This window comes from Salirhabdus salicampi (assembly GCF_024259515.1).
GTDB classification, from domain to species: Bacteria; Bacillota; Bacilli; order Bacillales; family Alkalibacillaceae; genus Salirhabdus_A; species Salirhabdus_A salicampi.
Map to the genome: position 1 here is coordinate 883,247 of NZ_JANBWE010000001.1, position 25,885 is coordinate 909,131.

31 protein-coding genes and 1 pseudogene are annotated in these 25,885 nt (G+C 35.7%); 27 read left to right on the plus strand and 5 right to left on the minus strand.

What is annotated here, in order from left to right; translation table 11 throughout:
* The first annotated feature begins 15 nt into the window (after positions 1-15).
* The 5 genes and pseudogenes from NLW78_RS04660 (at position 16) to NLW78_RS04675 (ending at position 4,223) form a co-directional block, all read left to right on the plus strand.
* On the plus strand, positions 16-408 hold the full coding sequence (locus NLW78_RS04660) for an ectoine synthase (protein ID WP_254495820.1): 393 nt from the start codon (positions 16-18) through the stop codon (positions 406-408).
* 365 nt (positions 409-773) lie between these two features.
* A complete protein-coding gene (gene cshA / locus NLW78_RS04665; protein ID WP_254495821.1) occupies positions 774-2,243 on the plus strand; it encodes a degradosome RNA helicase CshA in 1,470 nt (489 codons plus the stop codon).
* A 118-nt stretch (positions 2,244-2,361) separates the two neighbouring features.
* Entirely contained in the window at positions 2,362-2,556 is a 195-nt protein-coding gene (locus NLW78_RS04670; RefSeq protein ID WP_254495822.1) for a hypothetical protein, read from the plus strand.
* A 21-nt stretch (positions 2,557-2,577) separates the two neighbouring features.
* Positions 2,578-2,829 (plus strand): annotated as a pseudogene (locus NLW78_RS15645) (OsmC family protein); the annotation flags it as partial.
* A 146-nt stretch (positions 2,830-2,975) separates the two neighbouring features.
* Positions 2,976-4,223, plus strand: a complete 1,248-nt coding sequence (locus tag NLW78_RS04675; protein ID WP_254495823.1) for an ATP-binding protein — start codon at positions 2,976-2,978, stop codon at positions 4,221-4,223.
* Between the two features lie 53 nt (positions 4,224-4,276).
* On the opposite strand, the gene NLW78_RS04680 is transcribed toward NLW78_RS04675, so the two are convergent.
* Positions 4,277-4,468 (minus strand): hypothetical protein, encoded by a 192-nt coding sequence (locus NLW78_RS04680; RefSeq protein ID WP_254495824.1) that lies wholly within the window; start codon positions 4,466-4,468, stop codon positions 4,277-4,279.
* 87 nt (positions 4,469-4,555) lie between these two features.
* On the opposite strand from NLW78_RS04680, the gene NLW78_RS04685 reads away from it, so the two are divergent.
* Positions 4,556-5,527, plus strand: a complete 972-nt coding sequence (locus tag NLW78_RS04685) for a threonine ammonia-lyase (protein WP_254495825.1) — start codon at positions 4,556-4,558, stop codon at positions 5,525-5,527.
* Between the two features lie 4 nt (positions 5,528-5,531).
* On the opposite strand, the gene NLW78_RS04690 is transcribed toward NLW78_RS04685, so the two are convergent.
* Positions 5,532-5,885 carry a DUF192 domain-containing protein gene (locus NLW78_RS04690; protein WP_254495826.1) on the minus strand — a complete coding sequence of 118 codons (354 nt, stop codon included), beginning with the start codon at positions 5,883-5,885 and terminating at the stop codon, positions 5,532-5,534.
* 187 nt (positions 5,886-6,072) lie between these two features.
* Here NLW78_RS04690 and NLW78_RS04695 point away from each other — a divergent pair, with 187 nt between their 5' ends.
* The 14 genes from NLW78_RS04695 to NLW78_RS04760 all read left to right on the plus strand — a co-directional run bounded on the left by NLW78_RS04695 (position 6,073) and on the right by NLW78_RS04760 (position 17,073).
* A complete protein-coding gene (locus NLW78_RS04695) occupies positions 6,073-6,264 on the plus strand; it encodes a Flp family type IVb pilin (RefSeq protein ID WP_437181945.1) in 192 nt (63 codons plus the stop codon).
* Between the two features lie 82 nt (positions 6,265-6,346).
* Positions 6,347-6,838: an A24 family peptidase gene (locus NLW78_RS04700; RefSeq protein WP_254495828.1), complete on the plus strand. Its 492-nt coding sequence runs from the start codon at positions 6,347-6,349 to the stop codon at positions 6,836-6,838.
* The gene (locus NLW78_RS04705) at positions 6,835-7,215 is read left to right on the plus strand and encodes a TadE/TadG family type IV pilus assembly protein (RefSeq protein ID WP_254495829.1); all 381 of its coding nucleotides are present in this window, start codon (positions 6,835-6,837) and stop codon (positions 7,213-7,215) included. The genes NLW78_RS04700 and NLW78_RS04705 overlap by 4 nt, the downstream gene beginning before the upstream one ends.
* Position 7,216: 1 nt before the next feature.
* Positions 7,217-8,119: a pilus assembly protein TadG-related protein gene (locus NLW78_RS04710; RefSeq protein ID WP_254495830.1), complete on the plus strand. Its 903-nt coding sequence runs from the start codon at positions 7,217-7,219 to the stop codon at positions 8,117-8,119.
* A gap of 18 nt (positions 8,120-8,137) precedes the next feature.
* Positions 8,138-8,779, plus strand: coding sequence for a Flp pilus assembly protein CpaB (gene cpaB, locus NLW78_RS04715; protein ID WP_254495831.1), 642 nt, complete (start codon positions 8,138-8,140; stop codon positions 8,777-8,779).
* Positions 8,776-9,963: a CpaE/TadZ family protein gene (locus tag NLW78_RS04720; RefSeq protein ID WP_254495832.1), complete on the plus strand. Its 1,188-nt coding sequence runs from the start codon at positions 8,776-8,778 to the stop codon at positions 9,961-9,963. The genes cpaB and NLW78_RS04720 overlap by 4 nt, the downstream gene beginning before the upstream one ends.
* 17 nt (positions 9,964-9,980) lie before the next feature.
* Complete coding sequence (locus tag NLW78_RS04725; RefSeq protein WP_254495833.1) at positions 9,981-11,324, plus strand: TadA family conjugal transfer-associated ATPase; 1,344 nt, start codon at positions 9,981-9,983, stop codon at positions 11,322-11,324.
* A gap of 2 nt (positions 11,325-11,326) precedes the next feature.
* The gene (locus NLW78_RS04730) at positions 11,327-12,292 is read left to right on the plus strand and encodes a type II secretion system F family protein (protein WP_254495834.1); all 966 of its coding nucleotides are present in this window, start codon (positions 11,327-11,329) and stop codon (positions 12,290-12,292) included.
* Between the two features lie 3 nt (positions 12,293-12,295).
* Positions 12,296-13,225, plus strand: a complete 930-nt coding sequence (locus tag NLW78_RS04735) for a type II secretion system F family protein (protein WP_254495835.1) — start codon at positions 12,296-12,298, stop codon at positions 13,223-13,225.
* Between the two features lie 125 nt (positions 13,226-13,350).
* Positions 13,351-14,721 (plus strand): aspartate aminotransferase family protein, encoded by a 1,371-nt coding sequence (locus NLW78_RS04740; RefSeq protein WP_254496092.1) that lies wholly within the window; start codon positions 13,351-13,353, stop codon positions 14,719-14,721.
* Between the two features lie 11 nt (positions 14,722-14,732).
* Complete coding sequence (locus NLW78_RS04745; protein WP_254495836.1) at positions 14,733-15,581, plus strand: MurR/RpiR family transcriptional regulator; 849 nt, start codon at positions 14,733-14,735, stop codon at positions 15,579-15,581.
* A 33-nt stretch (positions 15,582-15,614) separates the two neighbouring features.
* Positions 15,615-15,788, plus strand: coding sequence for a hypothetical protein (locus NLW78_RS04750; protein WP_254495837.1), 174 nt, complete (start codon positions 15,615-15,617; stop codon positions 15,786-15,788).
* A 100-nt stretch (positions 15,789-15,888) separates the two neighbouring features.
* Complete coding sequence (uvsE, locus tag NLW78_RS04755) at positions 15,889-16,860, plus strand: UV DNA damage repair endonuclease UvsE (RefSeq protein WP_254495838.1); 972 nt, start codon at positions 15,889-15,891, stop codon at positions 16,858-16,860.
* A gap of 63 nt (positions 16,861-16,923) precedes the next feature.
* Complete coding sequence (locus NLW78_RS04760) at positions 16,924-17,073, plus strand: YfhD family protein (RefSeq protein WP_254495839.1); 150 nt, start codon at positions 16,924-16,926, stop codon at positions 17,071-17,073.
* Between the two features lie 74 nt (positions 17,074-17,147).
* Here NLW78_RS04760 and NLW78_RS04765 read toward each other — a convergent pair whose 3' ends face one another.
* Complete coding sequence (locus NLW78_RS04765) at positions 17,148-17,657, minus strand: hypothetical protein (RefSeq protein ID WP_254495840.1); 510 nt, start codon at positions 17,655-17,657, stop codon at positions 17,148-17,150.
* A gap of 190 nt (positions 17,658-17,847) precedes the next feature.
* Between NLW78_RS04765 and NLW78_RS04770 the strand changes: the two genes are divergently transcribed.
* The 5 genes from NLW78_RS04770 (at position 17,848) to NLW78_RS04790 (ending at position 21,788) form a co-directional block, all read left to right on the plus strand.
* A complete protein-coding gene (locus NLW78_RS04770) occupies positions 17,848-18,258 on the plus strand; it encodes a Fur family transcriptional regulator (RefSeq protein ID WP_302328414.1) in 411 nt (136 codons plus the stop codon).
* 117 nt (positions 18,259-18,375) lie between these two features.
* Positions 18,376-19,449, plus strand: coding sequence for a metal ABC transporter solute-binding protein, Zn/Mn family (locus NLW78_RS04775; protein WP_254495841.1), 1,074 nt, complete (start codon positions 18,376-18,378; stop codon positions 19,447-19,449).
* A gap of 450 nt (positions 19,450-19,899) precedes the next feature.
* A complete protein-coding gene (locus tag NLW78_RS04780) occupies positions 19,900-20,577 on the plus strand; it encodes a hypothetical protein (protein ID WP_254495842.1) in 678 nt (225 codons plus the stop codon).
* Between the two features lie 137 nt (positions 20,578-20,714).
* Positions 20,715-21,149: a hypothetical protein gene (locus NLW78_RS04785; RefSeq protein ID WP_254495843.1), complete on the plus strand. Its 435-nt coding sequence runs from the start codon at positions 20,715-20,717 to the stop codon at positions 21,147-21,149.
* A 360-nt stretch (positions 21,150-21,509) separates the two neighbouring features.
* Positions 21,510-21,788 (plus strand): hypothetical protein, encoded by a 279-nt coding sequence (locus NLW78_RS04790; RefSeq protein ID WP_254495844.1) that lies wholly within the window; start codon positions 21,510-21,512, stop codon positions 21,786-21,788.
* Here NLW78_RS04790 and NLW78_RS04795 read toward each other — a convergent pair whose 3' ends face one another.
* Together NLW78_RS04795 and NLW78_RS04800 are read right to left on the minus strand one after the other, a co-directional pair.
* On the minus strand, positions 21,789-23,597 hold the full coding sequence (locus tag NLW78_RS04795; protein ID WP_254495845.1) for a vWA domain-containing protein: 1,809 nt from the start codon (positions 23,595-23,597) through the stop codon (positions 21,789-21,791).
* Between the two features lie 6 nt (positions 23,598-23,603).
* Entirely contained in the window at positions 23,604-24,476 is an 873-nt protein-coding gene (locus NLW78_RS04800) for an AAA family ATPase (protein ID WP_254495846.1), read from the minus strand.
* Positions 24,477-24,759: 283 nt separating this feature from the next.
* Between NLW78_RS04800 and NLW78_RS04805 the strand changes: the two genes are divergently transcribed.
* Positions 24,760-25,395, plus strand: a complete 636-nt coding sequence (locus tag NLW78_RS04805) for a class I SAM-dependent methyltransferase (RefSeq protein WP_254495847.1) — start codon at positions 24,760-24,762, stop codon at positions 25,393-25,395.
* Between the two features lie 15 nt (positions 25,396-25,410).
* Positions 25,411-25,872, plus strand: coding sequence for an S-ribosylhomocysteine lyase (locus NLW78_RS04810; RefSeq protein ID WP_254495848.1), 462 nt, complete (start codon positions 25,411-25,413; stop codon positions 25,870-25,872).
* The last annotated feature ends 13 nt before the right edge of the window (positions 25,873-25,885 follow it).

Below are 25,885 nucleotides of genomic sequence, written 5' to 3' on the forward strand. Positions count from 1 at the left end.
CGAGGAGGAAACGAGATGAAAGTAGTTGCACTAAAAGATATTATTGGAACGGAACAAGAAGTAAAAGGGGAGAATTGGACGAGTCGACGATTACTTCTTAAAAAAGACGGTATGGGTTATTCCGTTCATGATACAATTATTAAAGCAGGTACAGAAACACATATATGGTATCAAAATCATTTAGAAGCTGTATATTGCATCGAAGGCGAAGGGGAAGTTGTAACATTAAAAGATAATAAAGTTTGGCCGATTAATAAAGATGTAATTTATGCTCTTGATGAGTATGATGAACATTTGCTTCGTGCTAAAACAGATATGAGAATGGTATGTGTGTTTAATCCACCAATTACAGGAAAAGAAACACATGATGAAAACGGTGTATACCCATTAATTGAAGACGATGAATAAAAGGTTAGCCCCCCATCAATGTAATGGGGGGTTTTATTATGTGAGTAAACGATAGAAATGACGTCATATTTGATAAATGATATTAACATGAATAAAAGGACAAAGTCCATTTATAATAACAATTGATTAGTCTAATCCTTAGTTCTATAAAATTACCATTGTAATAATATTTCGACTACTTACTGTTCCAGTGTTTTACTGGATTTCCACAAGAAAATATGAGATGATGGCTAAAGTGTCAAAAATTGAATATTTAACACAGAACTGGTATTGATGCCATTTGTCGTTAATTGGTATGTTTAAATTCAATTATTGGAAACATAAAAATAAAAGTAGAACAATACGCGTAAGGAGATTGAATAATTTTGAAAAAATTTTCAGATTTTCAGTTAAGTCAAGAAGTTGAAGATGCACTTAATGCAATGGGTTTTGAGGAAGCAACACCTATCCAAGCGGAGGCTATTCCTACTGGATTAGCAGGTAAAGATTTAATTGGACAAGCACAAACCGGGACGGGAAAAACAACTGCGTTTGGAATACCGTTAATTGAACAAATAGATATGGAAGATCGCAACGTTCAAGGAATTGTTTTAGCACCAACAAGAGAACTAGCTGTCCAAGTAGCTGAAGAATTAAATCGCATTGGTGGTAAAAAAGGTGTATTCACACTGCCTATCTATGGTGGTCAAGATATTGGACGTCAAATTAAATCATTAAAAAAACGTCCGCAAATTATTTCCGCTACACCTGGTCGATTATTAGATCACCTTAAGAGAAAAACAATTCGTCTAGACAACATTAAAATGACTGTTTTAGATGAAGCAGATGAAATGTTAAATATGGGCTTCATTGAAGATATTGAGATGATTCTAAGTAAGATAACAAGCCCACATCAGACAATGCTTTTCTCTGCGACAATGCCGAAGAAAATCGAAGCGTTAGCACAGAAATTTATGAATAATCCAGAGATGATTAGAGTAAAAGCAAAAGAAATGACAGTGCGTAATATTGATCAGCACTACCTCGAAGTTCACGAAAAACAAAAGTTTGACGTGCTTAGTCGTTTACTAGATGTTCAATCACCAGATTTAGCAATCGTCTTTGGACGTACGAAGAAACGTGTTGACGAATTAGCGGAAGGATTAAAGAAACGTGGTTACTCTGCAGAAGGAATTCACGGTGATTTATCCCAATCTAAACGTGATCACGTCATTCGTTTATTTAAAGAAAAAACCATTGATATTATGGTAGCAACAGATGTTGCGGCACGGGGATTAGATATTACTGATGTAACTCACGTTTATAACTTCGACATTCCACAAGATCCGGAAAGTTATGTACACCGAATTGGACGTACAGGACGTGCGGGTAAAAGTGGGTTATCGGTAACGTTTGTTACTCCAAGAGAAATTAGTCACTTACGGGCTATTGAAGAAGTGACGAAAACCAAAATTGAAAAACGACCTATTCCATCCTACTCAGACGTAATTAAAGGAAATCAACAAGCAGCGATTGATCGTCTTGTTGAAACTAGTGATGCGGCTGATTTAAAGGAATATCGCGGAACTGCTGAAAACTTATTAAACACTTATGACTCTGTCACATTAGTTTCAGCTGCGCTTAAGTTACTTACAAGAGAACCCGATGAAACGCCTGTTAATTTAACAGCAGTAGCACCTCTACGCGCGAAAAAGTCGAAAAGCCGCAGTGGTGGCGGCGGAAGAAGAAATGACCGCCGTAATAGTGGTCGTAATAACGATCGCAACGGAAATGACAAACGTTCAAATGATCGTAAATATAATGATCGTAGAAAACGATCTAGAGGACGTAAATAATCATATTTCGTCAAAAAACCATTGATGCTCAAAATCAATGGTTTTTGTTTTTTAGGCAGGAAATACTCTACTTACTGAGAATTAAATCATGTAGATTACTTAATAAGGAGGCTGTCCAATGCAAAAACCAATTGAAATTTCAGAGATAACGATTATACAGGATAAACGGCCAAACAGAAGAGCATTTATTTCCGGATTTGAAGAACCACTACAATTTGGTGTTCATGGAGGAGTGAAGGAATTTTATGGTGTGTCACCAGAGGAAGAGCACCCCTCAACATTAGATCATATCGTAGCAGCTGCTGGAGGATGACTTGTCGGAACACTTTCAGGCGCGCTGGAGGCGCGTAACATCCCAACATTCCCAAATAAGCTAAAAGGACGGTTTAAAGGTGTTATTGAAGCACCGGAAGGCGTATTAAAGATCACAACCATTCAATGTCATTATGAATTGATTATTCCTGAAAATAAAAAGGAGACAGCTGAGCGCGCATTGAACGTTTTTCCGAAAAAATGCCCTGTTGCCCAAACATTGGCAGGGTGTGTACATTTTGACCATTCATGGGATATAAAAACCGAAGGGTAGTCTGAAAAACATGTGTAGCATTACACATGTTTTTTTAAAGTTGTATTTATTTATATACATTTTATTGAATTCACATTTGGAAAGGTTTACACTTTGTATATAAAGATGGAAAATTGTCTAATGTAAGGAATGGGTGAGGGGTCATTATGTGGTTGTCTGTTAGTGAATTATTAGATAATGTGTTATTTATCATTTTTCCACTTCTAGCTTATCACGTTTTTTGGCATGAAGATAAATTAGACCGACAATCAACAGTGTTTCCGAAATTATTTTTTATTTTATTAATTTCTTTAATTGCTACAATGTCATTTCCAGTTACCTACACGAATGAATATACCTACGACCTCCGTATTATTCCAATTACATGTATGTTTTTGTACGGTCACACAATATCAGGTTTAACGTTAACTACAATCATGCTTATTTACACGATTATAATAGACTCATCCCAAATTCTTCCGAATTTAATAGGTAATTATTTTATAGCAATTGTCCTTTTGCTTATCGCAAAAAAATTTTATGACTCTGGAGGCTTATTGAGGAAAATTCTTCTCATTACGGGTTTTTACGGTCTTATAACCTTATCAAGAACTGTTTACTTTTTCATTACAGGTTTGACAGATCAATTAAAATTTACGTTAATATTAACTCTTATTACTTGGATAACGTTATTAATGGTCCTCTTTTTAATTGAAAAAATGGAAAAGCAGTTTGTTATTCAAAGAGAAATTCAAAATTATGAAAAAATGAACGCGGTTAGCCAGTTAGCAGCTTCTGTTACACATGAGATTCGTAATCCATTAACAACGGTGAAAGGTTTCTTGCAAATTTTGAGCAGTAATGAAAGCCTTTCGGATAAAAATCGTTCATATGTAGATATCTCAGTTGAGGAGTTAAATCGTGCGGAACATATTTTAAACGAATATTTATCTTACTCACGAAATGATAAAACATTTTGTGAACATTTAAATGTGTCAAAGCTTTTAAATAATTTAATTGATATTGTCGGAACTTATGCACATTCAAGAGGTGTGATAATTGATGCTAATGTAGAAGATGAATTGAATGTTAGAGCCTCTAAGCATGATATTCAGCAGTTGTTTTTAAATATTATGAAAAACGGAATTGAGGCTATGAATCATGGCGGGAGAATGACTGTCTTAGCTAAACAACATGTAAATTTTATAGTCATTAAAATTAGAGATAGTGGTAAAGGCATCCCTAAAGACGCTATAAAGAAACTTGGTACACCTTATTATACAACTAAAAGTGATGGAACTGGCCTTGGATTAACTGTCTGTTTTGAAATTATAAGAAGAATGAAAGGGGATATACAAGTTACGAGCAAACCAGATGAAGGAACGACTTTTACGATTTATCTTCCAAACGCCTAAAAGGTGTCGAGTTACAATGTTACAACGCGAAACCTGCGGTTGCCAGGGAAATATTATAAGTTGCGTTGTTGCTTTACTTCATCTTCCGCTAAATATTCATTTGCTGCTTCTAAAGCCTTATGTTCTTCAACAGAATCTCCAGGATAGGCTTTTTTTTCATCGGAAAGGGAACCTGCCGGTTGCACCGCTATGAAGGGTTCCTTCGGTGCGTTTGTTTTTCTGTCCCGGTATTTATCGTTTTTCACTTTCATTCACCACCCTCTAAATAATAATTTTATTTTATGAAAGTACATAAAATCTATACAAAATTAAATGAAGGAAGGATGTTGTGTTTGATTCGTGTAAATGATGTTGTCGAGGCGAGACATCGAATTACCCCATACATACATAAAACCCCCATGATAACTTCCAGGCAAATTGATTATATAACTGGGAATCGCGTCTTTTTAAAGTCTGAACATCTACAAAAAACTGGCTCCTTTAAAATAAGGGGAGCTACAAATAAAATGTTACATACCTTAAATCAACATAGAAATGAATTTCAAATAGTGACAGCAGCGTCCTCAGGAAATCATGGGCAAGCCGTAGCTTATATTTCCAATGAGTGCAACATAAAGGCGAAAATCGTTATCCCTGAAGATGCTACAATATCTAAAGTAAATGCCATTTTAAAGTATAACGGCATTATTGAACGTTGTGGTACAAATTCAGAGGAAAGACTACCTAGAGCAAAAGAAATTGCGCAAAGTGAAAATGGAATATATATCCCTCCTTACGACGATCCGTTTATTATGGCTGGACAAGGAACGGTTGGTCTGGAAATTTTAGACCAACTCCATGAAACTGATGTCATACTCGTCCCTGTTGGTGGTGGCGGATTAATATCAGGAATATTAACGGCAATTAAAGAGAAAAAACCAAGTATTCAAGTGATTGGGGTAGAGCCGAAGTTAGCGAATGATACCTTTTTGTCATTTCAACAGAGAAAACACGTCCTAAAAGATGGAACAAAAACGATCGCTGATGGGTTACGTACTTCAAAGCCAGGCTCATTGACTTTTCCTGTTTTGTTACGGTATTTAGATGACATGGTATTAGTGAGTGAAGAAGAAATTAAAAAAGCACTTACTTTCGTGATGGAGCGATTAAAGCAAGTCATTGAGCCGTCATCGGCAACCGTAATCGCTGCTTTACTTTACGGAAACGTAAAATATAAAAACAAAAATATTATAGCCGTTTTATCCGGTGGTAATATTGATTTACAAAATTTACATAACATATTGTCTGTAGAAACCTCATCATAGAGGTTTATTTTTTTTTGACAACGACTTTATCCCCAATATTGATCTCAAAATCTTGAACAGTACCCTTTGGGAGTTCCAATGCTGCTTTACCACCTTTTACGGGATAAATAAAAGTCCATGGCCTCATATTTTCCTTTATATAAATGATGGAATGATTTCCATCCAAAATAAGGATATCTATAGGAAAAAACATAAAAAAAGTATGGATGGATTTACATGGTTTTATAAACATTCCTTCTCGATATATAGGTTTACGACGGAACATAAATCCCTTCAAACGAGTAGCAAACGTATTGGATATTGTAATTTTATATGGGATTGTTATATGAGCGCCTTGTTTTCTAGTTAATTCCATCATAAGTGAAAGTCACCACCGTTACCATTAAATTTTCATGATAAATCTCATTTGTATATGATAATAAGATAATTTAGAGAGACAATATGAATAACGTTTTATGTGGCTGATGTAGCACAATCATTTACCCCATAGCGAGTGTGGAGGCGGGAGACCAGCCATAAAAAAACAGAAATTAGGGGGTTATATGATGAATAAACTAAAGGAATTCTTTATTGAAGAAGAAGGACAAGGGATGACTGAATATGGTTTAATTCTCGGTCTAATTGCATTAGCAGTTGTTGCCGTTTTAATACTTTTTGGTGACACGCTACGAGACAGATTTCAAGCAATTGTAGACGCTTTAACAAATGCGGGAAATAATACAGGTACAACACAGTAATTGAATGAACATATAAATTCCAATTCGCCCCTCTTTTCAATAATGATGGAAAGCTGGGGTTTTTCTTTAGGTGGGTAATTTTATGATCAATATCATACTTATAACGGTATTGTGTATCTCTTTTATTACTGATATACGATACCGCAAAATTTTCAATAATGTCACGTATCCAACTATATTGATAAGCCTTGTTTATTATGGTTTTCATACAGGCACTAGCGGGGTTTTATTTAGTGTGCTCGGGCTGTTAACAGGTCTTCTCTTATTCATGTTTCCTTTTTTATTAGGAGGAATAGGAGCTGGAGATGTGAAACTGCTCGGGGTAATTGGAGCACTAAAAGGTACGCACTTTGTTTTTTTTGCCTTTTTATACACATGTATAGTTGGCGGCATTATTGCCCTTTTTCTTCTTGTTTATCAAAGAAGACTAAAATGTTTAACAAAACGGATTTATCTTATGATGAATTTAAAAAGTATGGACACGATAAACAAAAATGAGTTTCATTCAAGTTTTCCGTACGGAGTACCGATTGTTATTGGAACGTTAATTCAATTAGGGGTGGAATGGTTTTGAAACGGTCGGAAAGAGGACAAGCAACTGTTGAACTAGCTTTAACAATTACCATCTTGTTGTTTATTGTTTTTGGAATGATTGATTTTGGGCGCATTTTTAACGTTTATTTAACATTAGAGCATTCCACCAGAGAAGGTGCCCGTATTGCTAGTATTGGTGCTGAAAATACCGAAATATATCAACGTGTACGCAATGCGGCAGGAAATTTAGATGCGGATCAAATGAATATCAGTATCTCACCAGATTCTAATCGAACACGCGGAAGTTATGTTACCATTTCGGTTTCTTATCCAGTATCAATCTCTACCCCAATTATTCAAGAAATTGTTCCTAATCCGTACATTGTGAAAACAGAAACTACGATGAGGATGGAATAGAATGGTAAGAAAGGTGAAGGATGAAAGTGGTCAAATTTTAATCATCGTTGCATTGTTAATGTCAGCATTTTTAGCATTGCTTGCTCTAGTCATAGATGGGGGAAACCTATATTTAGAACGGAATCGTCTTCAAAAAGCGGTTGACGCCTCAGCATTAGCTGGTGCTCAAGACCTTCCCACTTTCCCGAATCGGGCAAGAGAACAGGCAGAGTACACAGCATTTCACAACCAAGAAATTGATAACTTAACGATCGAAATACCTTCAGGTAATACATCCATATACGTTCATGCTAATAAAGAAGTTAATCTGATTTTTGCAAATGCAATTGGTTTTTCCGACCCAATTATTGAGGCGGAAGCAACGGTTTCTCTATATCCATTGTCTTCTGCAAAAGGAGCAATTCCTCTAGGTGTGGAATATAATACGGATTTAGCTTATGGAACGAGAAAGTCCTTAAAAGTTGGCGAATCAACTGTAGGGAATTTTGGTGCGCTAGCTTTAACAGGACCTGGCGCCAAAGATTACGAAACTGACTTAAAGTACGGATATGAATTTACTATAAAAGTAGGTGAAAGGCTCGATACACAAACAGGGAATATTGCAGGACCTACGAAAAAAGCAATTGATTATCGTCTAAGCGGTTGTCCAAATGAAACATATGAAAACTTTTCCACAGACTGTTCAAGGGTTGTTTTAGTACCTGTTTTTCGGCCGATTACTACAAGTGAGAACCAAGTAAAGTCAGTAGAAATTATTGGTTTTGCAACTTTTTTTCTAGAAAGTGTTACATCTACGAGCGATGGGGCTGAAGTGTTTGGACGTTTTATCCGGACCACACATATCGGGGAACTTAATGAAAATCAAACAGATTACGGCACGTATGGTTATAAACTAACCCAATAGAAAGTAGGTGAACAACTTTTGAAGGGGACACGAAAACTATGGATTATTTCAACTTTTCTTGGCTTCATTATGGCAACCCTTTTATATATTGTCTTGCAAACTGGAAGTGTAGAAGAAAGTCTAGATGAAACAGATGAGCAAGATGTAACAAATACTACAGACGATAAAGGTTTGGATCAGAATGAAGAAGATACAGAGGGCATTGAAGAAGTGGAAGAAGGACAGCCTCGATGGATTAATAATCGTTTTGATGTATCAGAAGGAAAAAGGGCGATTTCAATTCCTGTGTCAGATCCGCAAGGTGTATCAGGGTTCATTCAAAAGGGAGATTATGTCGATATTGTAGCGGATCTTCCTGCTCCCAAAGGCAATAAAGAAAATGTTCAAATTCTACTGCAAAATGTTAAGGTGCTAGCAACAGGGTACTATAACAATATACAAGTAAATGATGAGGAAGAGAGTCAAGAGGAACAACGGTTATACAATCACTATAACCTCATAACGCTGGAAGTCTCTCCTAAAGAAGGTGCCGCCCTCTCATATGTAGTCGAAGAAGCGAATTTCTACACATTAATGTTACGAAATACAGAAGATAAAGATGTTGTCGAGCATTTTCATATTAATTTGGATCAAATCTACAAAGGGGTGATCCAGAAATGATGAACTATTTTATTATTTCAGGGGGCCAATCAATTGGCGAACAAATAAAGGACAAGTTAAAAAAGGATCGGAAATATGCAAGGGCCTTTTCATCTGTTGAGGAATTTGCGAATACAACTCCTAAGGAGGAGCAAGGTATATTATTTGTTACAAATGCTACGAACTATGATTTATATGAAATAAGCGGGGATATTTCGATTCAATATCCACTTATTTCCGTCATTCTAATTGCAAACGAGGATGAGATTGATTTTCGGAAGGCAATGTATGTAGGTGCGGTGGATATTATTGATGAATCATTAGAAGATGATGAATTTAAGGCTGCACTAGCGAAAGCGGAAAGTATTATTGAATTGAAAGCAGAAGAACTGGAAAAAGGGAATATTAAACACCATGTAAGTCATATTGTGACTGTTGCATCAACGAAAGGTGGCATAGGTAAAACGACATTAAGTGTTAACCTATCCGTATCTTTTGCTTTAAGGGGATATAAGGTTATTATTATAGATCTTGACCTGCAGTTTGGTGATGTTCCGTTATTATTAGATGTCCAACCGAAACAAACAATATACGAATGGTTAAAGGAATCGTATGAAAATGGAGATGGAGCTCTTGATTCTTATATTTCAAAGGATGCGAAAACCGGTGTACACCTGTTAGCGGCACCACATTTGCCGGAGTTTGCCGAGTTAATTAACGGAGAACACATATCTTTTATTTTAGGACAACTAAAAAAAGAGTACGATTTTATTGTTGTTGATACACCACCATCTTTCGTGGAAACAAGTTTAGTTGCCATTGAAAACTCTGATGACATTATTTTAGTTACATCACTCGATTTGCCAGCATTGAAGAACGGGAAATTAGCGGTAGACACATTTCAGGTGCTCGGTCTGAATGATAAAGTGAAAGTCGTCTTAAATAGGGAAACTCCTATGGAAGGGATGGATAGGAATACGGTTGAAAATATTTTGGGTATGAAACTAACTGCTGCCATACCTAGTGATTATAACACTGTAATCTCAGGAATTAATTTAGGAAATCCATTTGTTGTACGTTCACCGAAAACAGCAGTAGCTAAGTCTGTCATGAATTTGGCTGAACAATTATACCCGTCTGAGAGCAAACAAAATAATGGACAAAAAAAGAAGAAACGTAAATTTTCTTTTCTTCGATCGAAATAAAGAGGTGTTCCTAAATTATGTCACTTTTGAAACGATTAAATGAAAAAAATGTTACCATATCAAGCACAAGCTCAAAACAACAACAACGTAAGGAAACGATTAGACCGAAGGAAAATGAATTAAAGGTGTCTTTACGAAATCACCTCATTACCGAACTAAAAAATCATAATAATTTAGATGAAGAACAACAACTCCAATTACTGAATAAGGAAGCGATGGAGTTTTTAAACGAAAATGGAGAGAGATTAACATTTGAAGCAAAGAAAACGTTAGTCGAAGATGTCGCGAATGAGTTAACAGGATATGGCCCCATCACCCCTTTATTAAATGATCCAAGTGTATCGGAGGTGATGGTCAATGGACCTGATGAAATTTATGTTGAAAAAAGCGGGCGGCTTATAAAAACCCCTTCTTACTTTCGCGATGATGATCACATATTACAAGTTATAGAAAAAATAGTAGCCCCACTAGGTAGAAGAATTGATGAAAGTAGTCCAATGGTGGACGCCCGTCTCCCGGATGGATCGCGTGTAAATGCTATCATTCCTCCGCTCGCTTTAAATGGTCCAACGATTACAATTCGAAAGTTTCCTACAGATCGATTACAAGTTGAAGACTTGATCCGATTTGGCACATTAAGCCGTGCAATGGCCCAGTTCTTACAAGGTTGTGTAAAAGCAAGATTAAACGTTTTTATAAGTGGGGGAACCGGTTCTGGTAAAACAACCTTATTAAATGTATTATCCTCATTTATTCCAACAGATGAACGGATTATTACAATTGAGGATGCGGCTGAACTGCAACTTTCCCAAGACCATGTTATTTCTCTAGAGACGAGGCCGCCAAATATTGAAGGACGAGGTGCAATTACAATTCGCGACCTTGTAAGGAATTCCCTGCGAATGCGACCAGACCGTATTATCATCGGAGAGGTGCGTAGTGCCGAGGCGCTAGATATGTTACAAGCCATGAATACAGGTCATGACGGATCTTTAGCAACCGGACATGCAAACTCACCTCGTGATATGATAGCCAGATTAGAGACAATGGTTTTAATGGCAGGTATGGATTTACCTGTCCGAGCAATACGTGAGCAAATTGCAGGTGCTATTGATTTGATCATTCAACAAACGAGGTTGAAGGATGGTAGTCGAAAGATTACACATGTTACGGAAGTTGTTGGAATGGAAGGAGAGACCATTACACTGCAAGATATATTTAGTTTTAAGCAAACAGGTACAAATGAAGATGGGAAAATTGAAGGAAAGTTTGTTTCAACTGGGATTCGTCCTCGTGCTGCAGAAATATTAGAGAACTATGGAATAGACGTGCCAAAGGACTGGTTTGCTGAGGAGTGGTAATGGTGTACGTATTGTTAATCATTATATTTACGTTGCTATTTGGTGGTATAGCGACATTTATATCAAGAAGAAGAAACCCTATAGAAAGACGGTTGAGACGTTTTATTCCGAAGGAAACAGAATCGTCTCCTGCCAGACCGCAAACGACAATTAACACAGATAACGAAGTACAACCTACCATCAAACTGTTTCGTATTATTGCAAAAGTTTTTAAGGGGAAGCGTTTTGCGGAGAAATGGAATCGTCAATTAGAACAGGCAGGTGTGCCTCTCAAGCCTGAAGAATTTATTACGATTAGGGTGTTACTTCTTCTTTTGTCATTAGTCATTGTTTCATTGTTTAATATGAATCTGCTTTCTCGGCTAATCATTCCGGTATTTGGTTGGGTGTTGCCTGTTATGATTTTACGTAACCGTAGGGAAAAGAGATTAGCTCGTTCTTCTATTCAACTACCACAAGCGTTAAGTACACTTGCCACTGCTATGAAGTCCGGTTTTAGTTTTATGCAAGCGATGCAACTTGTTTCAAAGGAGATCCCAGATCCTCTTGGTACAGAGTTTGGTCAAGCAATTCGAGAAATAAATTTAGGTATATCTTCAGAAGTTGCCTTTCAAAATATGACTGAAAGATTGCCGAATGAAGATTTAAAACTTGTTGTAAATGCTGTTATTATTCAAAGGTCAACAGGGGGGAACTTAGCAGAATTATTAGAAACCATCGAAGAAACAATTAATGAGCGTGTACGTATTAAAGACGAATTAAAAGCGTTAACAGCACAAGGTCGAATGTCGGCATGGATTATATCATTACTTCCTGTTGTACTTGGATTATTTTTAAATTTAATGAGCCCAGAATACTTTGGACCTATGCTAACCCATCCAGTAGGATGGTTATTACTCGGACTTGGTATAGTATCTGGAGTATTTGGATGGATATTAATTCAAAGAATTATCAAAATCGAGGTGTAATGAATGTTAGACGTTACCCTTTGGGTTATTGCGTTCTTCTTTTTTACATTATCAATTGGTTTATTGCAGTTAAAGCTTTCCGAAAAACGATTAAAGATAGAAGAGCGAATTGCACCGCTTATACAAGAACAATCTGAAAAAGCCATTGAAACAAAAGAAGAGAACGAAAATCATTCCTTTAAGGCGAGAGTAGTCCAGCCATTATTTACAAAAACCCGTACTTTTTTATTGAAGCGTATGCCGAAAGAAAAAGTAAAGGATGTTGAAAGACGATTAAGGGAGGCAGGGCATCCTTTTGGGTTAAAAGGTATTGATTTCTTTGTCGCCCAATTAGTTGTAGCTACATTTTTTGCGCTCTTTTTATTCCTTGTTTCCTTAAAGGGGAGCGACAATATGATGAGTCCGTTATTTTTAAGTGTATTTACGTTCTTCTTTATATTGTTTTATACAAATTTTTACGTTAATAGTAAACGGAAGCAAAGGATTGCTCTAATTGAACGGTCTATGCCTGATTTCTTTGACATGGTTAACATTTCAATTGAAGCAGGACTTGGGTTAGATGGTGCGCTAAGAAGAGTAAGTAAACAAATGGGAGGCCCTTTAGCGGATGAATTTCAATTTACAATTGAAGATATGGCACTAGGGAAAACAAGAAGACAAGCTTTTACTGAATTAAGGGAACGTGTAGCGTCAGATTTTTTTAAAAGTGTCATTAGTGCGTTAATCCAGGCGGATACTATGGGAATTAGTATATCGAAAGTTCTTCGCTCTCAAACCCAAAGAATCCGTGAACAACAGAGACAAAGGGTTAAAGAACAAGCGATGAAAGCACCTGTTAAAATGATGATCCCTATGGTTTTGTTCATTTTTCCTTCCTTGTTTATCGTATTATTAGGTCCTGCTCTAATTCAATTCATGACGATGTGGAACTAAAGGTTGCGTATGCAACCTAATTTTTTTGTAACAAAAAAGGCAAATTACATTGACTATGAAACAAATATTTCATATTATATATTAAAATTAAATTATTATTTCAAATGGAGGGAGAACTTACGTTGATGATTGATGATGTTTCACTTCATGGAGGCAAGCGAAAGACTTCTAAGGCGTTGTTTCATGAAGCTGAACAAGTAATGCCTGGTGGTGTAACGGCTAATATTAAATTTTTTGAACCAAACCCAATTGTGATGGAGTACGCAAAAGGGAGCAGATTATTTGATGTGGACGGCAATGAATATATAGATTATTTACTATGTTATGGTGCACAAATACATGGTCATGGTCATGAAGAAGTGATGAAAGAAGTTAAAGCGCAAATAGAAAAGATGGGAACTACGATTTTTGGAACACCACACCGTTTAGAGGCAGAAATGGCAAAAAAACTCGTTCAATTGTACCCTAGTATTGATATGGTCAGATATACAAATTCCGGTTTAGAGGCAACATTATTAGCAACAAGATTAGCAATGGCCTATACGAATAAAAAGAAAATAGCAAAATTTGAAGGGCATTATCACGGTGGTTCTGATCAATTTTTAGTAAGTGTAAATCCAAGTATTGAAGAAGCTGGGTCTGCGGAACAACCAAATCCTGTGCCAGAATCAAAAGGAATACCCGATTATTACGTAGAGAATACCATTATTCTCCCGTTTAACGACTTAGAAGCATGTGAGAATCTTTTATGGAAGCATCGACATGAGATAGCGGCAATTATTATGGAACCGATATTAGGAGGATTTATCCCGGCAAATAACGAATTTATTCAAGGGATAAGAAGGATAACGAAACAATTAAATATTTTGCTAATTTTTGATGAGGTGAAAACAGGATTTCGTATATCTTTAGGTGGGGCACAACAAGAATACAATATAAAACCTGATATTACCGCACTTGGAAAAGTGTTAGGGGGAGGGTTCCCTATAGGAGCAGTCGGTGGTAGAGAAGATATCATGATGATGAGTGCTCCAAATAAGGGAAAAGACATTTTAACAGCTGGAAGTCGATCAAGTAATCCACAAGAAACATTGTTTCATAGTGGAACGTATAATGGTCATCCTACCGTTTTAGCAGCTGGGTTAAAAACAATACACTTACTAGAGGGTCAGGAAACGATGAAACGTCTTATTAAAACGACGAATCAATTGCGCTGCGGATTAGAGGATGTATATTCCCGGTATGGCTTTCCTATGCAAACCGTAGGGATGGGAAGTATATTTAATATCATATTAGCTGATCAACCTATCAAAAATTATCGCGATATGAAACATGTAAACATGGAATTACGCAAACAAATTGATCATGAATTACTTGATTTAGGTATTTATACGAAACCATTAAATCGTTACTCACTATCAACCGCCCATACAGAAGAAGATATAGCACTTACGATTGCTAAGCATGAACATGTTTTACGCCGGTTAAGGAGGTAAAGTCCTACGTTATGGCAAACGTTTATCAACTCATTGCAGAAAAAGTTCCAAGTATGAGTAAGTCGCAAGAAAAAATTGCTACGTATATACTCGAAAATCCGACGAATGTACCGTTCCTGACTGTTAGGAAACTTGCACAATTGACAAATGTGAGTGAAGCAACGATTGTTCGGTTTGCCACCTTTATTGGGTACACAGGGTTCCCTGAGTTTCAACAAGCGATGCAGGACTCCTTACAAAAACAGTTAACGACAACAGAACGGTTACAAATGTCTTCAAAAGTATACAATGATCAAAATCGATCTATATTTGACCTTTTCCAAGATGATATGGACAATATTCAAGATACGATTCGCTCATTAGATGTGTCCTCTTTTCAAAAAGCTGTTGATGTTTTGCTACATGCACGGAAAGTTTATATTCTAGCAAACCGAAGTGCCATGTCATTAGGGATTTTTATGGACTATTATTTACGAATTGTATTAGATAATGTAGAAAATGTAACCTCATACGAGTTAATTTCCGAAAGATTTTATAACCTTGATAAAGAAGATGTCGTAATTGGCATAAGTTTCCCTCGCTATACGAAAAGTACAGTCCAAAGCTTTGCTTACGCAAAACAAAGAGGGGCAACGACGATTTGTTTAACAGACAATTTATTGTCACCTCTTGTCCCAAACGCGGATATTTCATTAACAGCATCGAGCCGAATGCCGAGTTTTATCGATTCATTTGTTGCGCCCCTTAGTTTAATTAACGCAATCATTACGCAATTAGGAAACAAAAAACAAATTGACATTAAAGAGAAATTGGATCAGTTAGAACAAATGTGGGATCATTTAGATATATTTTATACGTAAAATGTAACAAGATGTTTTCGGGGAGGGAATTGATTGAAAGATTATCATTGTTGTGCAACGTGCATTCACTTTGAAGCGATAAAACAAAAACCATCAGGTATGGTGTATCGTTGTGTTCGTTTAGGTTACGAAACGAAGCCTTCTTATCAATTCCGTTGCTGGGATCCAAAAGAACATATTGTAAAGCTTATAAATAAGGAAAAGTAGGTGACAAAAAGGCATGTTAGAGCATGCCTTTTTGTTTTCATAAATATATGCCGTTTCGCAAACTCTATAAGTAATTGACAAAAGATAAAAGGTGATTTTTATGACGTTATTTAGACTTGGCTACGTTGCTATGAGTGTACATGTGAAGAATGCTTCACCATCACAAACGATGACGTATAATCAATTTGAAAAAATACGGGACCGTGAAGCTGCAGTCCGTAAATTAGAATTAATAGCTAAAACCAACATCAACAATTGTTTACGGTTATTAAAACATAATGCCGCCCACGACATTCGTTTTTTTCGTCTAAGTTCAAAGCTTGTCCCTTTAGCTACACATGATGAACTTAGAGGGTGGAACTTCATTCGTCCTATAAAGGAGGATCTTAAGGAATTAGGAAAATTTGCTACCGAGAAACAAATGCGTATTGATTTTCATCCGGATCACTTTGTCGTGTTGAATAGTCCTACCGAACATAATTTGAAATCTTCTATTATATTGTTAAAGTATCATCGACTATTATTAAAAGGTATGGGTCTGGATAGTACTCATCGATGTGTCATTCACCTTGGTGGGGCATATAAAGATAAAGAAGAATCGTTAGAAAGGTTTGTATCCAATTGGGGTACTGTTCCTCGTACAATACAAAACATGGTTATGTTAGAGAATGATGATAAAACGTACAATATCCAGGATGTGCTTTATGTTTGTGAAAAACTAAATATTCCTATGGTCTTTGATCTTCATCACCATTTAGCTAATCACCTTCAAACAGATTGGCAAGCGGAATGGGAGCGTATTTTAACAACGTGGGAGCACTCTCCATATCCAATCAAAATGCACATTTCAAGCCCTAAAAGCTCGGAACAGTTTCGCCATCATGCAAATTATATTGATCCGAAAATGTTCTTGCAATTTGTTCACGACGTAAATGGAAGTGTTGATCAAATCGATTGTATGATTGAAGCGAAAATGAAAGACCACGCTTTATTTAAATTAATGGAAGCCTTAAAGAAAGAACCGAGTATAGAAGTTGTTGATGGTGCTTCGTTCTATGTTAAGGAAAAATAAAGGATAAATATGCAAGATTTTACACATATTAAAAATATAAAGTGATGAGAAAGGAGGTTGAAGATGGAGGGAAATTCTCGTGAGGATATACGCAAAAGGACTGTAGAAGGTGGTCGGGATATTGAGTTTTCCAGGGAATTAGCAGATCACGACGATTTAGAAGCACAGGAAAGAGCAAAAGAAGCAGATGCTCGAGCGAAAAAGAAACAATAACGCAAGTACATAACAGGGTGACAACTGTTAAAGTGTATGTAGGAAAGACCAATTCTGTAGTAGAATTGGTCTTTTTAATCATTCCATATAATTGTCCCATACTTCTCTTCAAAGTCGATTATTACATCAAAATAATGTTTCTTATAGAAGTGTTCTAGTCGTCCTATGTGATCCCAGTCTCTCTTTACTATATCACCAGTAATATATTGTATATTTTGTTGACGGGCTATATTTTTTAAATAATTCATAACAACTGAACCGTAACCTTTATCCGCTGGGCCTTTAATATCAGCGATATGAATTGTATTTTCATCCTTATATTCTGCTTCTAATAAAAAGTCCCAGTTCCCTTTAAATGAAGTTTGACAATCATTCAACATAATTTTGCAATTGTTGCCATCATCATAAGTGGAAATAACCGTCCATTCATCTTTTTTCGTTTGTTCAATACCTACAACATCCCATTTTTTGGCGATGTTTATAATATTTTCTCTCATGCGGAACATTTGAAATTCTAGATCATCAAGGACTTCTTTTGCATCACGTTCATTCGTTTCGTTCTCTAGTAATTTCATAAAACTCATGATATCGCCCTTTCTAAAAAATTACACAGTGGGTTATTTTACTAGATAATTGGGAAACACTCAACCGAAATTTCAAAAAAGTTTTAAGAACTTTAGACAAAAAAACACATAAAAAACAGTTAATGTATACAATTTGTGCTACGTCTATTATAATGTTGATAAAAAGATATCGTTAAAGGATGAGTCAAAGTTGGACTATCAAAGAGCCTTAACAATTATGAAGGATAACGGTTATAAACAGACAAAACAGAGAGAGAAACTGTTGAAATTATTTCAACAAAAAGAGGAATATATGCCCGTAAAAGAAATTTTTGAGCAGTTTCAGGAAGATTTCCCTGGTGCTAGTTACAATACAATTTATCGTAATCTTTACGCCCTTGTAGATATAGGAATATTAGAATCAACACAGCTAAATGGTGAGCAGCACTTTCGCTTCCATTGTGACACAGTGGGGCATCACCACCACTTTATTTGTACTGAGTGTGGCTCAACCAGTCCAATTGATATATGTCCGATGGAAGAGGTTAGTGGGCGATTAAACGGCTTTGAGATTCAAAACCATAAATTTGAAGTATATGGAAAATGTCCATCTTGTCATTAATTCAGGGAACTTCCCTGATTTTTTTTATCTTTTCATAAATCGTAACAATTACCATTTACAAATCGTAATCATTACGATATAATCACTTTGGATTAAATAAAGAGGAGTGAAAACCATATGGGGAAACGGAATGTACTGCTATCATTTATACTAATTCTAACTATTAGTCTAGCAGCTTGCTCTACATCAGCTTCAAATGAAAAAGATGAAAACGAGAATCTAACAATATATACAACGATTTATCCATTGCAATTTTTTGCTGAACAAATTGGTGGGGAACATGTAAGTGTTAGCTCAATCTTACCGGCAGGAGGAGATGCACATACATTTGAACCATCATCGAAGATGATTGTAAACATTGCAAAAGCCGATATGTTCATTATGAATGGATTTGGATTAGAAACATATGCGGAGAAAATATCAAACGCTATTGAACGTGAAAATGTAATCGTTCTTGAAGCATCAGAAGGAATTAATGTAAAGAATCATGAACATGACGAGGATCATGAAGGACATGATGAACACGGCGATGGAAACCATGATGAGCACGAGGAACATGGAGAACACGGTGAAGAAAACCATGATGAGCACGAGGAACATGATGAACATGGTGAAGAAAACCATGACGAGTATGAAGAGCAACATGAAGGACACGACCATGGTGATGATGACCCACACATTTGGTTAGATCCTACTCACGCCATTACAATGGCTGAAAATATTAAAGATGTGCTGATTGAATTAAAGCCTGAAGCTAAAGAAGAATTTGAAGCAAACTTCGCATCACTAAAGGAAGAACTAAAAAAACTTGATGAAGCCTTTCACCATCATATACTTGAACAAGACGAAAAGAAAATTCTCGTATCCCATGCTGCATTTGGATATTGGGAAGCAGCCTATGGTCTTGAACAAATAGCAGTAACCGGGTTATCTCCGTCTTCAGAACCATCTCAAAAGCAAATTGAAAATATATTAAATCTCGTAGATGAACTACAGTTACATCATATTTTATTTGAGCAAAATGTGACGCCTAAAGTAGCAGATTTAATACGAGAAGAAATGAATTTAGAAGTTTTACGTATTCATAATTTGGCTATATTAACAGATGATGATATAGAAAATGGAGAAGATTACTTCAGTTTAATGTATCGTAATTTGGATGTGTTAGTCGAGGCATTGTCTCACAAGTAAACATTCGGTCTCAATACATGAAGAAAACAGTCCAGTTAAATCTTAATTGGTTCAGTAACGGGAGAGAAAACAATAAATAACACACTAAAAAGGAGTACAAATCGCATAGCGTTTCGTACTTCTTTTTTTATTGATATGACAGATTTATCTGGTTTTAACACCCAAATCGATATATATAGAAGCCTTATTAACAAACATACATAAATTTATGTACAGAGTGAAATTATGGTGCTAAAACGAGTGTTAAAAACTATGCATTTTTATACATCATTTTCGATGCTAATAATGAGTTATCTTGTTTTTTGGAAGGTTTTTTGGGATTTTATGTTAAAATATTTAGAGAGAAGTAGAAAAGGTAATTCAACTAACGAGGCAGGAATATTTAAAAAGGAATGCAAACGAACTAAAGTTATTGAATGAATGATGTGAAATTGTAAAAGAGGTGAAACTATGGGATTTCTGAAATCAAAAAAAATTCTTGTTTTCGCCGTCGTTTTATTTAGTATTATGGGATTTATTTTTTACTTCTTTTACGGTACACCATGGGACATGATTGCATATAAAAGTAAGTTTGAGACATATTTAGAAGATAAATATAATCAGGATTTCGTCATAAAAGAAATCTCATATGATTTTCTACACGGAGGAACATATCACGCATACGCCTTTTCTAAGAATTACCCAGAAGTAACATTTCACATAGGACAAAATCCGAAATTAAATGAAATTGATGATGCGTATCACTATGAAATGTGGAGGTATCAAGCAAAAAATGAGATAAGTCCTATTATAGAAGATATATTTCCTAATAGAATAAACCATGCAGTAGAGGTTAAGGATTTTATAGCCCCCCATGTTACAGAGAACTCAAATGTACCTAATTTTAGAGATATCGTAACTTTAGAAATTGGCATCGCTATGAATCATACTAAGATTACTAAAGAGAACGAAGAAACAGAAATGAAAAAGGCATTTCGACTCCTTGAAGCATTATATGAAAAAGATGTGAATATTGGTCACTTTGGAATTAGCTATAAAAATAAGACATTGCAAATAAACTCAAGTGAAATTAAGTCCGTAAATGAGTATGTCGATGTAAAGAAATGGTTTAATGATTACGAAAAATAATGTAAGTTTTTTTAAAAAAAACGGGGCGTTAACCAAAGAAGGGTTAATGCTTTTTTTGTTGAAGTTTTTGTACTAACGGAGCAGGATAGTTGAGTTGCGGTTTATAAATACGACATATTAATGAGGGGATTTGTTGAGTGAAAAAGATACTGTTCTTATTTTTGATGATAGGTACACTCCTATTAATCGTAAGTTGTTCAGGGAATAAACTAGAGGGAACTACTAAACCACCAATTCCTGAAGTTGAGATAGATTTAGTTGATATTCCCGTTGTAAGGGGAGGTTATTGTTGGTATGAGTGTGCTGACACTCCTTCTATTCCAGAAATTGTTGAAAGAAAAGAACCAACAATAGTTCCAAAGACTGCTGAAATAAACATTATATTTAATTACGAACCAAAACCAAATAATACCTCAGTAACTCGAATGAAAAAAGGCGAAGAAGAGTTGTATAACCAGTCATTGACGGTACCTACTGAACAAGGAGTGTACTATTATGAAGTACATGCAAGATGGGACTATGAAGATTTAGAAGCTGATTCGTCCTACGCTTTTGTTATTGAAGTCAAATAATCAAATGTAAATATATTGTGATTTATTACAAAGAAAGTAACTGGTTTGTTATTAGCATTTTTCTCTCCCAAAACTGAACCCGTTAGTTAAATTTGGGCTGACTTTTTACATTTATAATAGTTGATTATGAATCATAGAGAGCAAGGAAAAAAAGTGAGGTAATTCGTGTCGTTGGCGTCCCAATGATGAAAATCATTAGTAATATTTCTTACATAAGATTTGACTTTAGAACAGAGGTTGAGCTATTGCGCAAAAAACTGCACCCCGATTGTTAGACACAATTGGAGTGCAGTTTTTTGTTGTATAAAATGGTGGCAACTTTTCAAAATAAGAAAAATAAGACATAAAGGGTGAAAAAGCATGCAAAGATTTGAAGGGCAACTTATACATGGTGAATGTGATTTGAATTCAAATGAATTTTTGTTAACACAAGTGAAAAACATTGATACCCAATCGATAATAAATGATCGTCAAATGAAAACATTATACCATTATTTAATGAAAACAAATGAAGAACAAGAATCTTGTGTAATAACTGTTAATGACCAAATCCCTTTAATGTTGAATAAAGAAGATGTTCCACTTATGTTACATGACCTCCAACAAATCATGAATGATTTAAACCAATCTTTATCGTAATTATTGTGGAACGGAATGAACGAGTAATTTCCGTAAAAGTGCCGCAAACTGTGCACTTGCCATATTCATTTCATCAATGGTCATATACTGATTGTTATAAATAGCTTCCATCATTTCTTGCAGGTGCTCCCCATCGTCTCCAATTTGGATGCCAATCGTATCAATTCCCGCTTTTTTCGCTTCCATCACTGCCTCTTTCGTATCAAAAACTCCATTTTGATAATAATTATAGGCAGCAGGCTTGCCATCTGTTATAACAATAATGAATTTTTTTTGTTCTTTCTGTCTTAACATTTCTTTCATCCCATAGCGAATGGCAAAACCATCACGGTTATCTTCCATTGGTGCAAGCTTCATAATGTTTGGTCCAACTTGCTTTGTTGTACTAAGAGGAAAGGGGATAAAATGTTGAAAGATATTTGGCTGATACGTGTCATCACTTTCAATACCGTCTTCAGAGAAGCCAATCACAGAGTGGGAAATACCCATACCTTTTAACGTTTCATGAAATAACGTTACTGCCTCTTTTGTTTGTTCCATTTTGTCGTTCATCGAAGAAGAACAGTCGACTAGTAAGAGGAAGGAGCAATCAAACTGGTTACTTTCTTCCTTTTTTATAAACATTTTCGGATTGTCATTCGTAAAGAATCGGGTTACATTACGATCAAGTTTTCCAAAATGAAGGCGACGGGTCTCGTCTTCCCGTTTTCGCTCAAGTAATTTTTGAAGATACTTTGTCAGCTTCCTTTTCTCCGCTGATATTTTTTGTTTCAATGCAAAATATTGTTCTTTTTCTACTGCTGTTACATCCTCAATCGGCTCTTCGATTGCAACTGCATAGCGATTTTCTGAACCTTTATGGAAGTTTTCTTCTGTATCTAACGTATCGAGGGCAGACTGAGAGTGATCATGGAGATCACTTTGTTGGGCACTACCTTCCACTAATCCCATTACCTGATCGGTAGCTTCACTTTCTCTCCCCGTATTATAATTATTAGATGGTTGATCACCTTCACTTAAATCAAACTGTAAGAAGGTTTCTTTTGTTTCTTTTTTCCGTTCCATACTCCAAGTGGGGAGCAATTCGTCAATCGCTTCATCTTCTTCCGTTTTTTCTGTCTGTATTGGCTGTATCATAGGCAACGTAAAGTATGCGTTAATCATGTCATTAGGTAGTATTTCATTTGTAAGGATCCCAATCTGCTCTACAATAGTCATGACATCATCAGTATGATTACACTCGAATACTGTAAACACTTTCTCTTTAATCGACCGAAGCGTACCTTCGTGGAAGGGCAAGTTAACTTCTGTTAGTTTTGATTGAAACAAAGATAAAGCAATATATGAAAATAACGTATCCGCTTTAAAGCCACGACTTTGGTTCACTTTCAATTGGTCTAAGAAGAACTGAGCATACGATTGCCTTCGAAATTGAAAAGATTGTTCAGTCCCTGGTCGTTTTCGTTTAATCAAATCCTCTAACCGTAAATCTTCTAATAAAGCTAATAATTGCTTTCGGAATAACCAATTCGGACTTTGTTGATGCTTTTGGAAAAAGCGTTCTAATGCACCCTTATTTGTATAATGGAGATTACCGATGGCACGTAGATAGATATCACTTTTTTCTCCGAGATGTTGTTCGGAAGTACGCTGTTCCCAAAAGCTACTAATCGTAATTAATTTGTTGTATACATCAAGAAATGAAACTTGATTATATTCAATTTCAACATCTTGTTTCGTAAATGCATAGGCCAAATCGGTTAATTGCATAAACATAAAATAGTTGACATCTTTTTCTACAAACGTCATGTTTTATCAACCCTTAAAATACGTTTCCGCAAGATTTAAAACAAGCATTTTTTCCCGCTCATCATCTAATTTCTCTGCTATAGCATGGGTAATCGCGGTTAAAGGAGATACATATAAAGCCAAATCACAAGCATCCAATAATGCTCTTGTAGAGGCCGCCTCCTCAGAGAGTTTTCCTTTTTTCGCTTCCCCAATTAAATCTTCAGCCAGTTGTACCATAGACTGTATAAGTTGTGCACTTTCTAACTTTGTTTGACTTTGAATCACTTGCTTTAATTTCTCTCCTGTTAAATAGGACACTTGAAACATAACAAAACGGTTTTTTAAAGCTTCATTGAGTGGCGTAGTACCAATATATCCTTCGTTTATCGCCGCTATTACACGGAAATCGGGATGAGCTTTCACTACTTCATTTGTGAAAGGATTCGTAATCGTTCTACGATAATCTAATACTCCATTTAAAATTGGCAAAGTTTCTGGTCTTGCCATGTTAATTTCATCAATATATAAGATGTGGCCATTCTTCATTGCTTGAATCACAGGCCCTTCAACAAATTCAATAGATGAAAAGCCATCCTTTTGTTGGATAGTTTTGAAGCCAAGCAAGCTTTCTGCATCTAAATCTACAGAACAATTAATACTGTGCATTGGTGTATGAAATGTTGAAGCTAACGTTTCTGCAAGCTTCGTTTTCCCGCTTCCGGTAGGTCCTTTTAATAGAATGTTTTTACCTAAATAAAGGGATATAACCGTATGATCTAATAATTCGTTAGACTCTAAATAGCCTCCACTCGTATATAAATGCTCAAAAGTATGATCCGTTTTTTTCTTTTCTTCAATGGACGCTAATATTTCTTTTGGTAACTGTTGAATACTCATATATCTAAACTCCTTTTAGTTGAAGTGTATCTTTGTGATTTGTGTAGACTTCTTCCTATTTTACGGATTTTTTCTCCTATAGTAAATCAATTCATTTATACAAAGCCCTTCCCACCCAAAATAGACAGGGAAAATGTGTTACATAATAGCGTACATGGTCAAATTTCTTAAAATATATAAATTTACATCTAAAAAATGGGTGTGATATAATTATCATTGTTTCCATTTAATTCATAGTATACCAATAGGAATTATTAGTCTTTATAAGTGAGGAGGTTCCTATATGGGAAGAGAATTTATTGACTTGTTCAATGATTGGTCACAATCATATGATGAAACCGTTAGTGGAACGAATATAGAGTATAAGGAAGTATTTCGGCATTATGATAAAATCTTAAACGAGGTTGCAAAACGTGTAAAAGGACATATTATCGAATTTGGAGCAGGAACAGGTAATTTAACGAAGTTGTTGCAAGAGCAACAGTGCGAAGTAATTGGAATTGAACCATCCCCTAAAATGAGGGAAATTGCCTTGAAAAAGGTGCCAAATGTGCAAATCTTAGATGGAGATTTTCTCAATTTTCCTATTGATAAAACGATTCATGCATTTGTAAGCTCTTATGCTTTTCATCATTTAACAAATGACGAGAAAAATGTAGCAATCAAAACATATTCAGATTTATTACAATCCGGGGGAAAAGTGGTATTTGCAGATACGGTCTTTCGAGATGACGCGGAAAAACAAAGATTTATTGAAAATGCAGAACGTGAACAGTTTCTGAACTTAGCATATGACTTAAAAACGGAATATTACACAACAATAGATGTATTAGAAACAATTTTTCTTCGTCATGGATTTACGGTACAATTTAAGCAAATGAATGATTTTGTTTGGATTATAGAAGCAATAAAAAAGTAAAAGGAGTGTTTCGACATGGAAAAAATGAACGTTGAAAGTTTTAACCTAGATCATACGAAAGTAAAGGCACCTTATGTCCGTTTAGCGGGAAAAACTGAAGGCGCTCAAGGTGATGTCATTTATAAATATGACATTCGTTTTTGCCAACCGAATAAAGAACATATGGATATGCCTGGTTTACATTCGTTAGAGCATATGATGGCAGAATTCAGCCGAAATCATCACGACCGTGTTGTTGACATTAGCCCAATGGGATGTCAAACAGGTTTCTATTTAGCTTTAATAAATGATGACAACTATGAGCGAGTTTTAGACGTTTTGGAGAAGACTCTACGTGATGTATTAGAGGCAACTGAAGTGCCGGCCTGTAATGAAGTTCAGTGTGGTTGGGCAGCAAGTCATAGCTTAGATGGCGCAAAAGAAATCGCGAAGAATATGTTAGCGAAAAAGGATGAGTGGACAGAAGTCTTCGCATAAATCTGGAGGATAT

Bases quoted from the DNA above. Each gene is read 5' to 3' on its own strand.
- NLW78_RS04780 (WP_254495842.1), top strand. From the start codon at position 19,900: ATGGGATTTCTGAAATCAAAAAAAATTCTTGTTTTCGCCGTCGTTTTA.
- NLW78_RS04800 (WP_254495846.1), bottom strand. From the start codon at position 24,476: ATGAGTATTCAACAGTTACCAAAAGAAATATTAGCGTCCATTGAAGAA.
- NLW78_RS04765 (WP_254495840.1), bottom strand. From the start codon at position 17,657: ATGAGTTTTATGAAATTACTAGAGAACGAAACGAATGAACGTGATGCA.
- NLW78_RS04690 (WP_254495826.1), bottom strand. From the start codon at position 5,885: ATGATGGAATTAACTAGAAAACAAGGCGCTCATATAACAATCCCATAT.
- NLW78_RS04805 (WP_254495847.1), top strand. From the start codon at position 24,760: ATGGGAAGAGAATTTATTGACTTGTTCAATGATTGGTCACAATCATAT.
- NLW78_RS04725 (WP_254495833.1), top strand. From the start codon at position 9,981: ATGTCACTTTTGAAACGATTAAATGAAAAAAATGTTACCATATCAAGC.
- NLW78_RS04740 (WP_254496092.1), top strand. From the start codon at position 13,351: ATGATTGATGATGTTTCACTTCATGGAGGCAAGCGAAAGACTTCTAAG.
- NLW78_RS04695 (WP_437181945.1), top strand. From the start codon at position 6,073: ATGAATAAACTAAAGGAATTCTTTATTGAAGAAGAAGGACAAGGGATG.
- NLW78_RS04710 (WP_254495830.1), top strand. From the start codon at position 7,217: ATGGTAAGAAAGGTGAAGGATGAAAGTGGTCAAATTTTAATCATCGTT.
- NLW78_RS04720 (WP_254495832.1), top strand. From the start codon at position 8,776: ATGATGAACTATTTTATTATTTCAGGGGGCCAATCAATTGGCGAACAA.
- uvsE (WP_254495838.1), top strand. From the start codon at position 15,889: ATGACGTTATTTAGACTTGGCTACGTTGCTATGAGTGTACATGTGAAG.
- NLW78_RS04745 (WP_254495836.1), top strand. From the start codon at position 14,733: ATGGCAAACGTTTATCAACTCATTGCAGAAAAAGTTCCAAGTATGAGT.
- NLW78_RS04700 (WP_254495828.1), top strand. From the start codon at position 6,347: ATGATCAATATCATACTTATAACGGTATTGTGTATCTCTTTTATTACT.
- NLW78_RS04675 (WP_254495823.1), top strand. From the start codon at position 2,976: ATGTGGTTGTCTGTTAGTGAATTATTAGATAATGTGTTATTTATCATT.
- NLW78_RS04660 (WP_254495820.1), top strand. From the start codon at position 16: ATGAAAGTAGTTGCACTAAAAGATATTATTGGAACGGAACAAGAAGTA.
- NLW78_RS04775 (WP_254495841.1), top strand. From the start codon at position 18,376: ATGGGGAAACGGAATGTACTGCTATCATTTATACTAATTCTAACTATT.
- NLW78_RS04790 (WP_254495844.1), top strand. From the start codon at position 21,510: ATGCAAAGATTTGAAGGGCAACTTATACATGGTGAATGTGATTTGAAT.
- NLW78_RS04810 (WP_254495848.1), top strand. From the start codon at position 25,411: ATGGAAAAAATGAACGTTGAAAGTTTTAACCTAGATCATACGAAAGTA.
- NLW78_RS04795 (WP_254495845.1), bottom strand. From the start codon at position 23,597: ATGACGTTTGTAGAAAAAGATGTCAACTATTTTATGTTTATGCAATTA.
- NLW78_RS04735 (WP_254495835.1), top strand. From the start codon at position 12,296: ATGTTAGACGTTACCCTTTGGGTTATTGCGTTCTTCTTTTTTACATTA.
- NLW78_RS04670 (WP_254495822.1), top strand. From the start codon at position 2,362: ATGCAAAAACCAATTGAAATTTCAGAGATAACGATTATACAGGATAAA.
- NLW78_RS04760 (WP_254495839.1), top strand. From the start codon at position 16,924: ATGGAGGGAAATTCTCGTGAGGATATACGCAAAAGGACTGTAGAAGGT.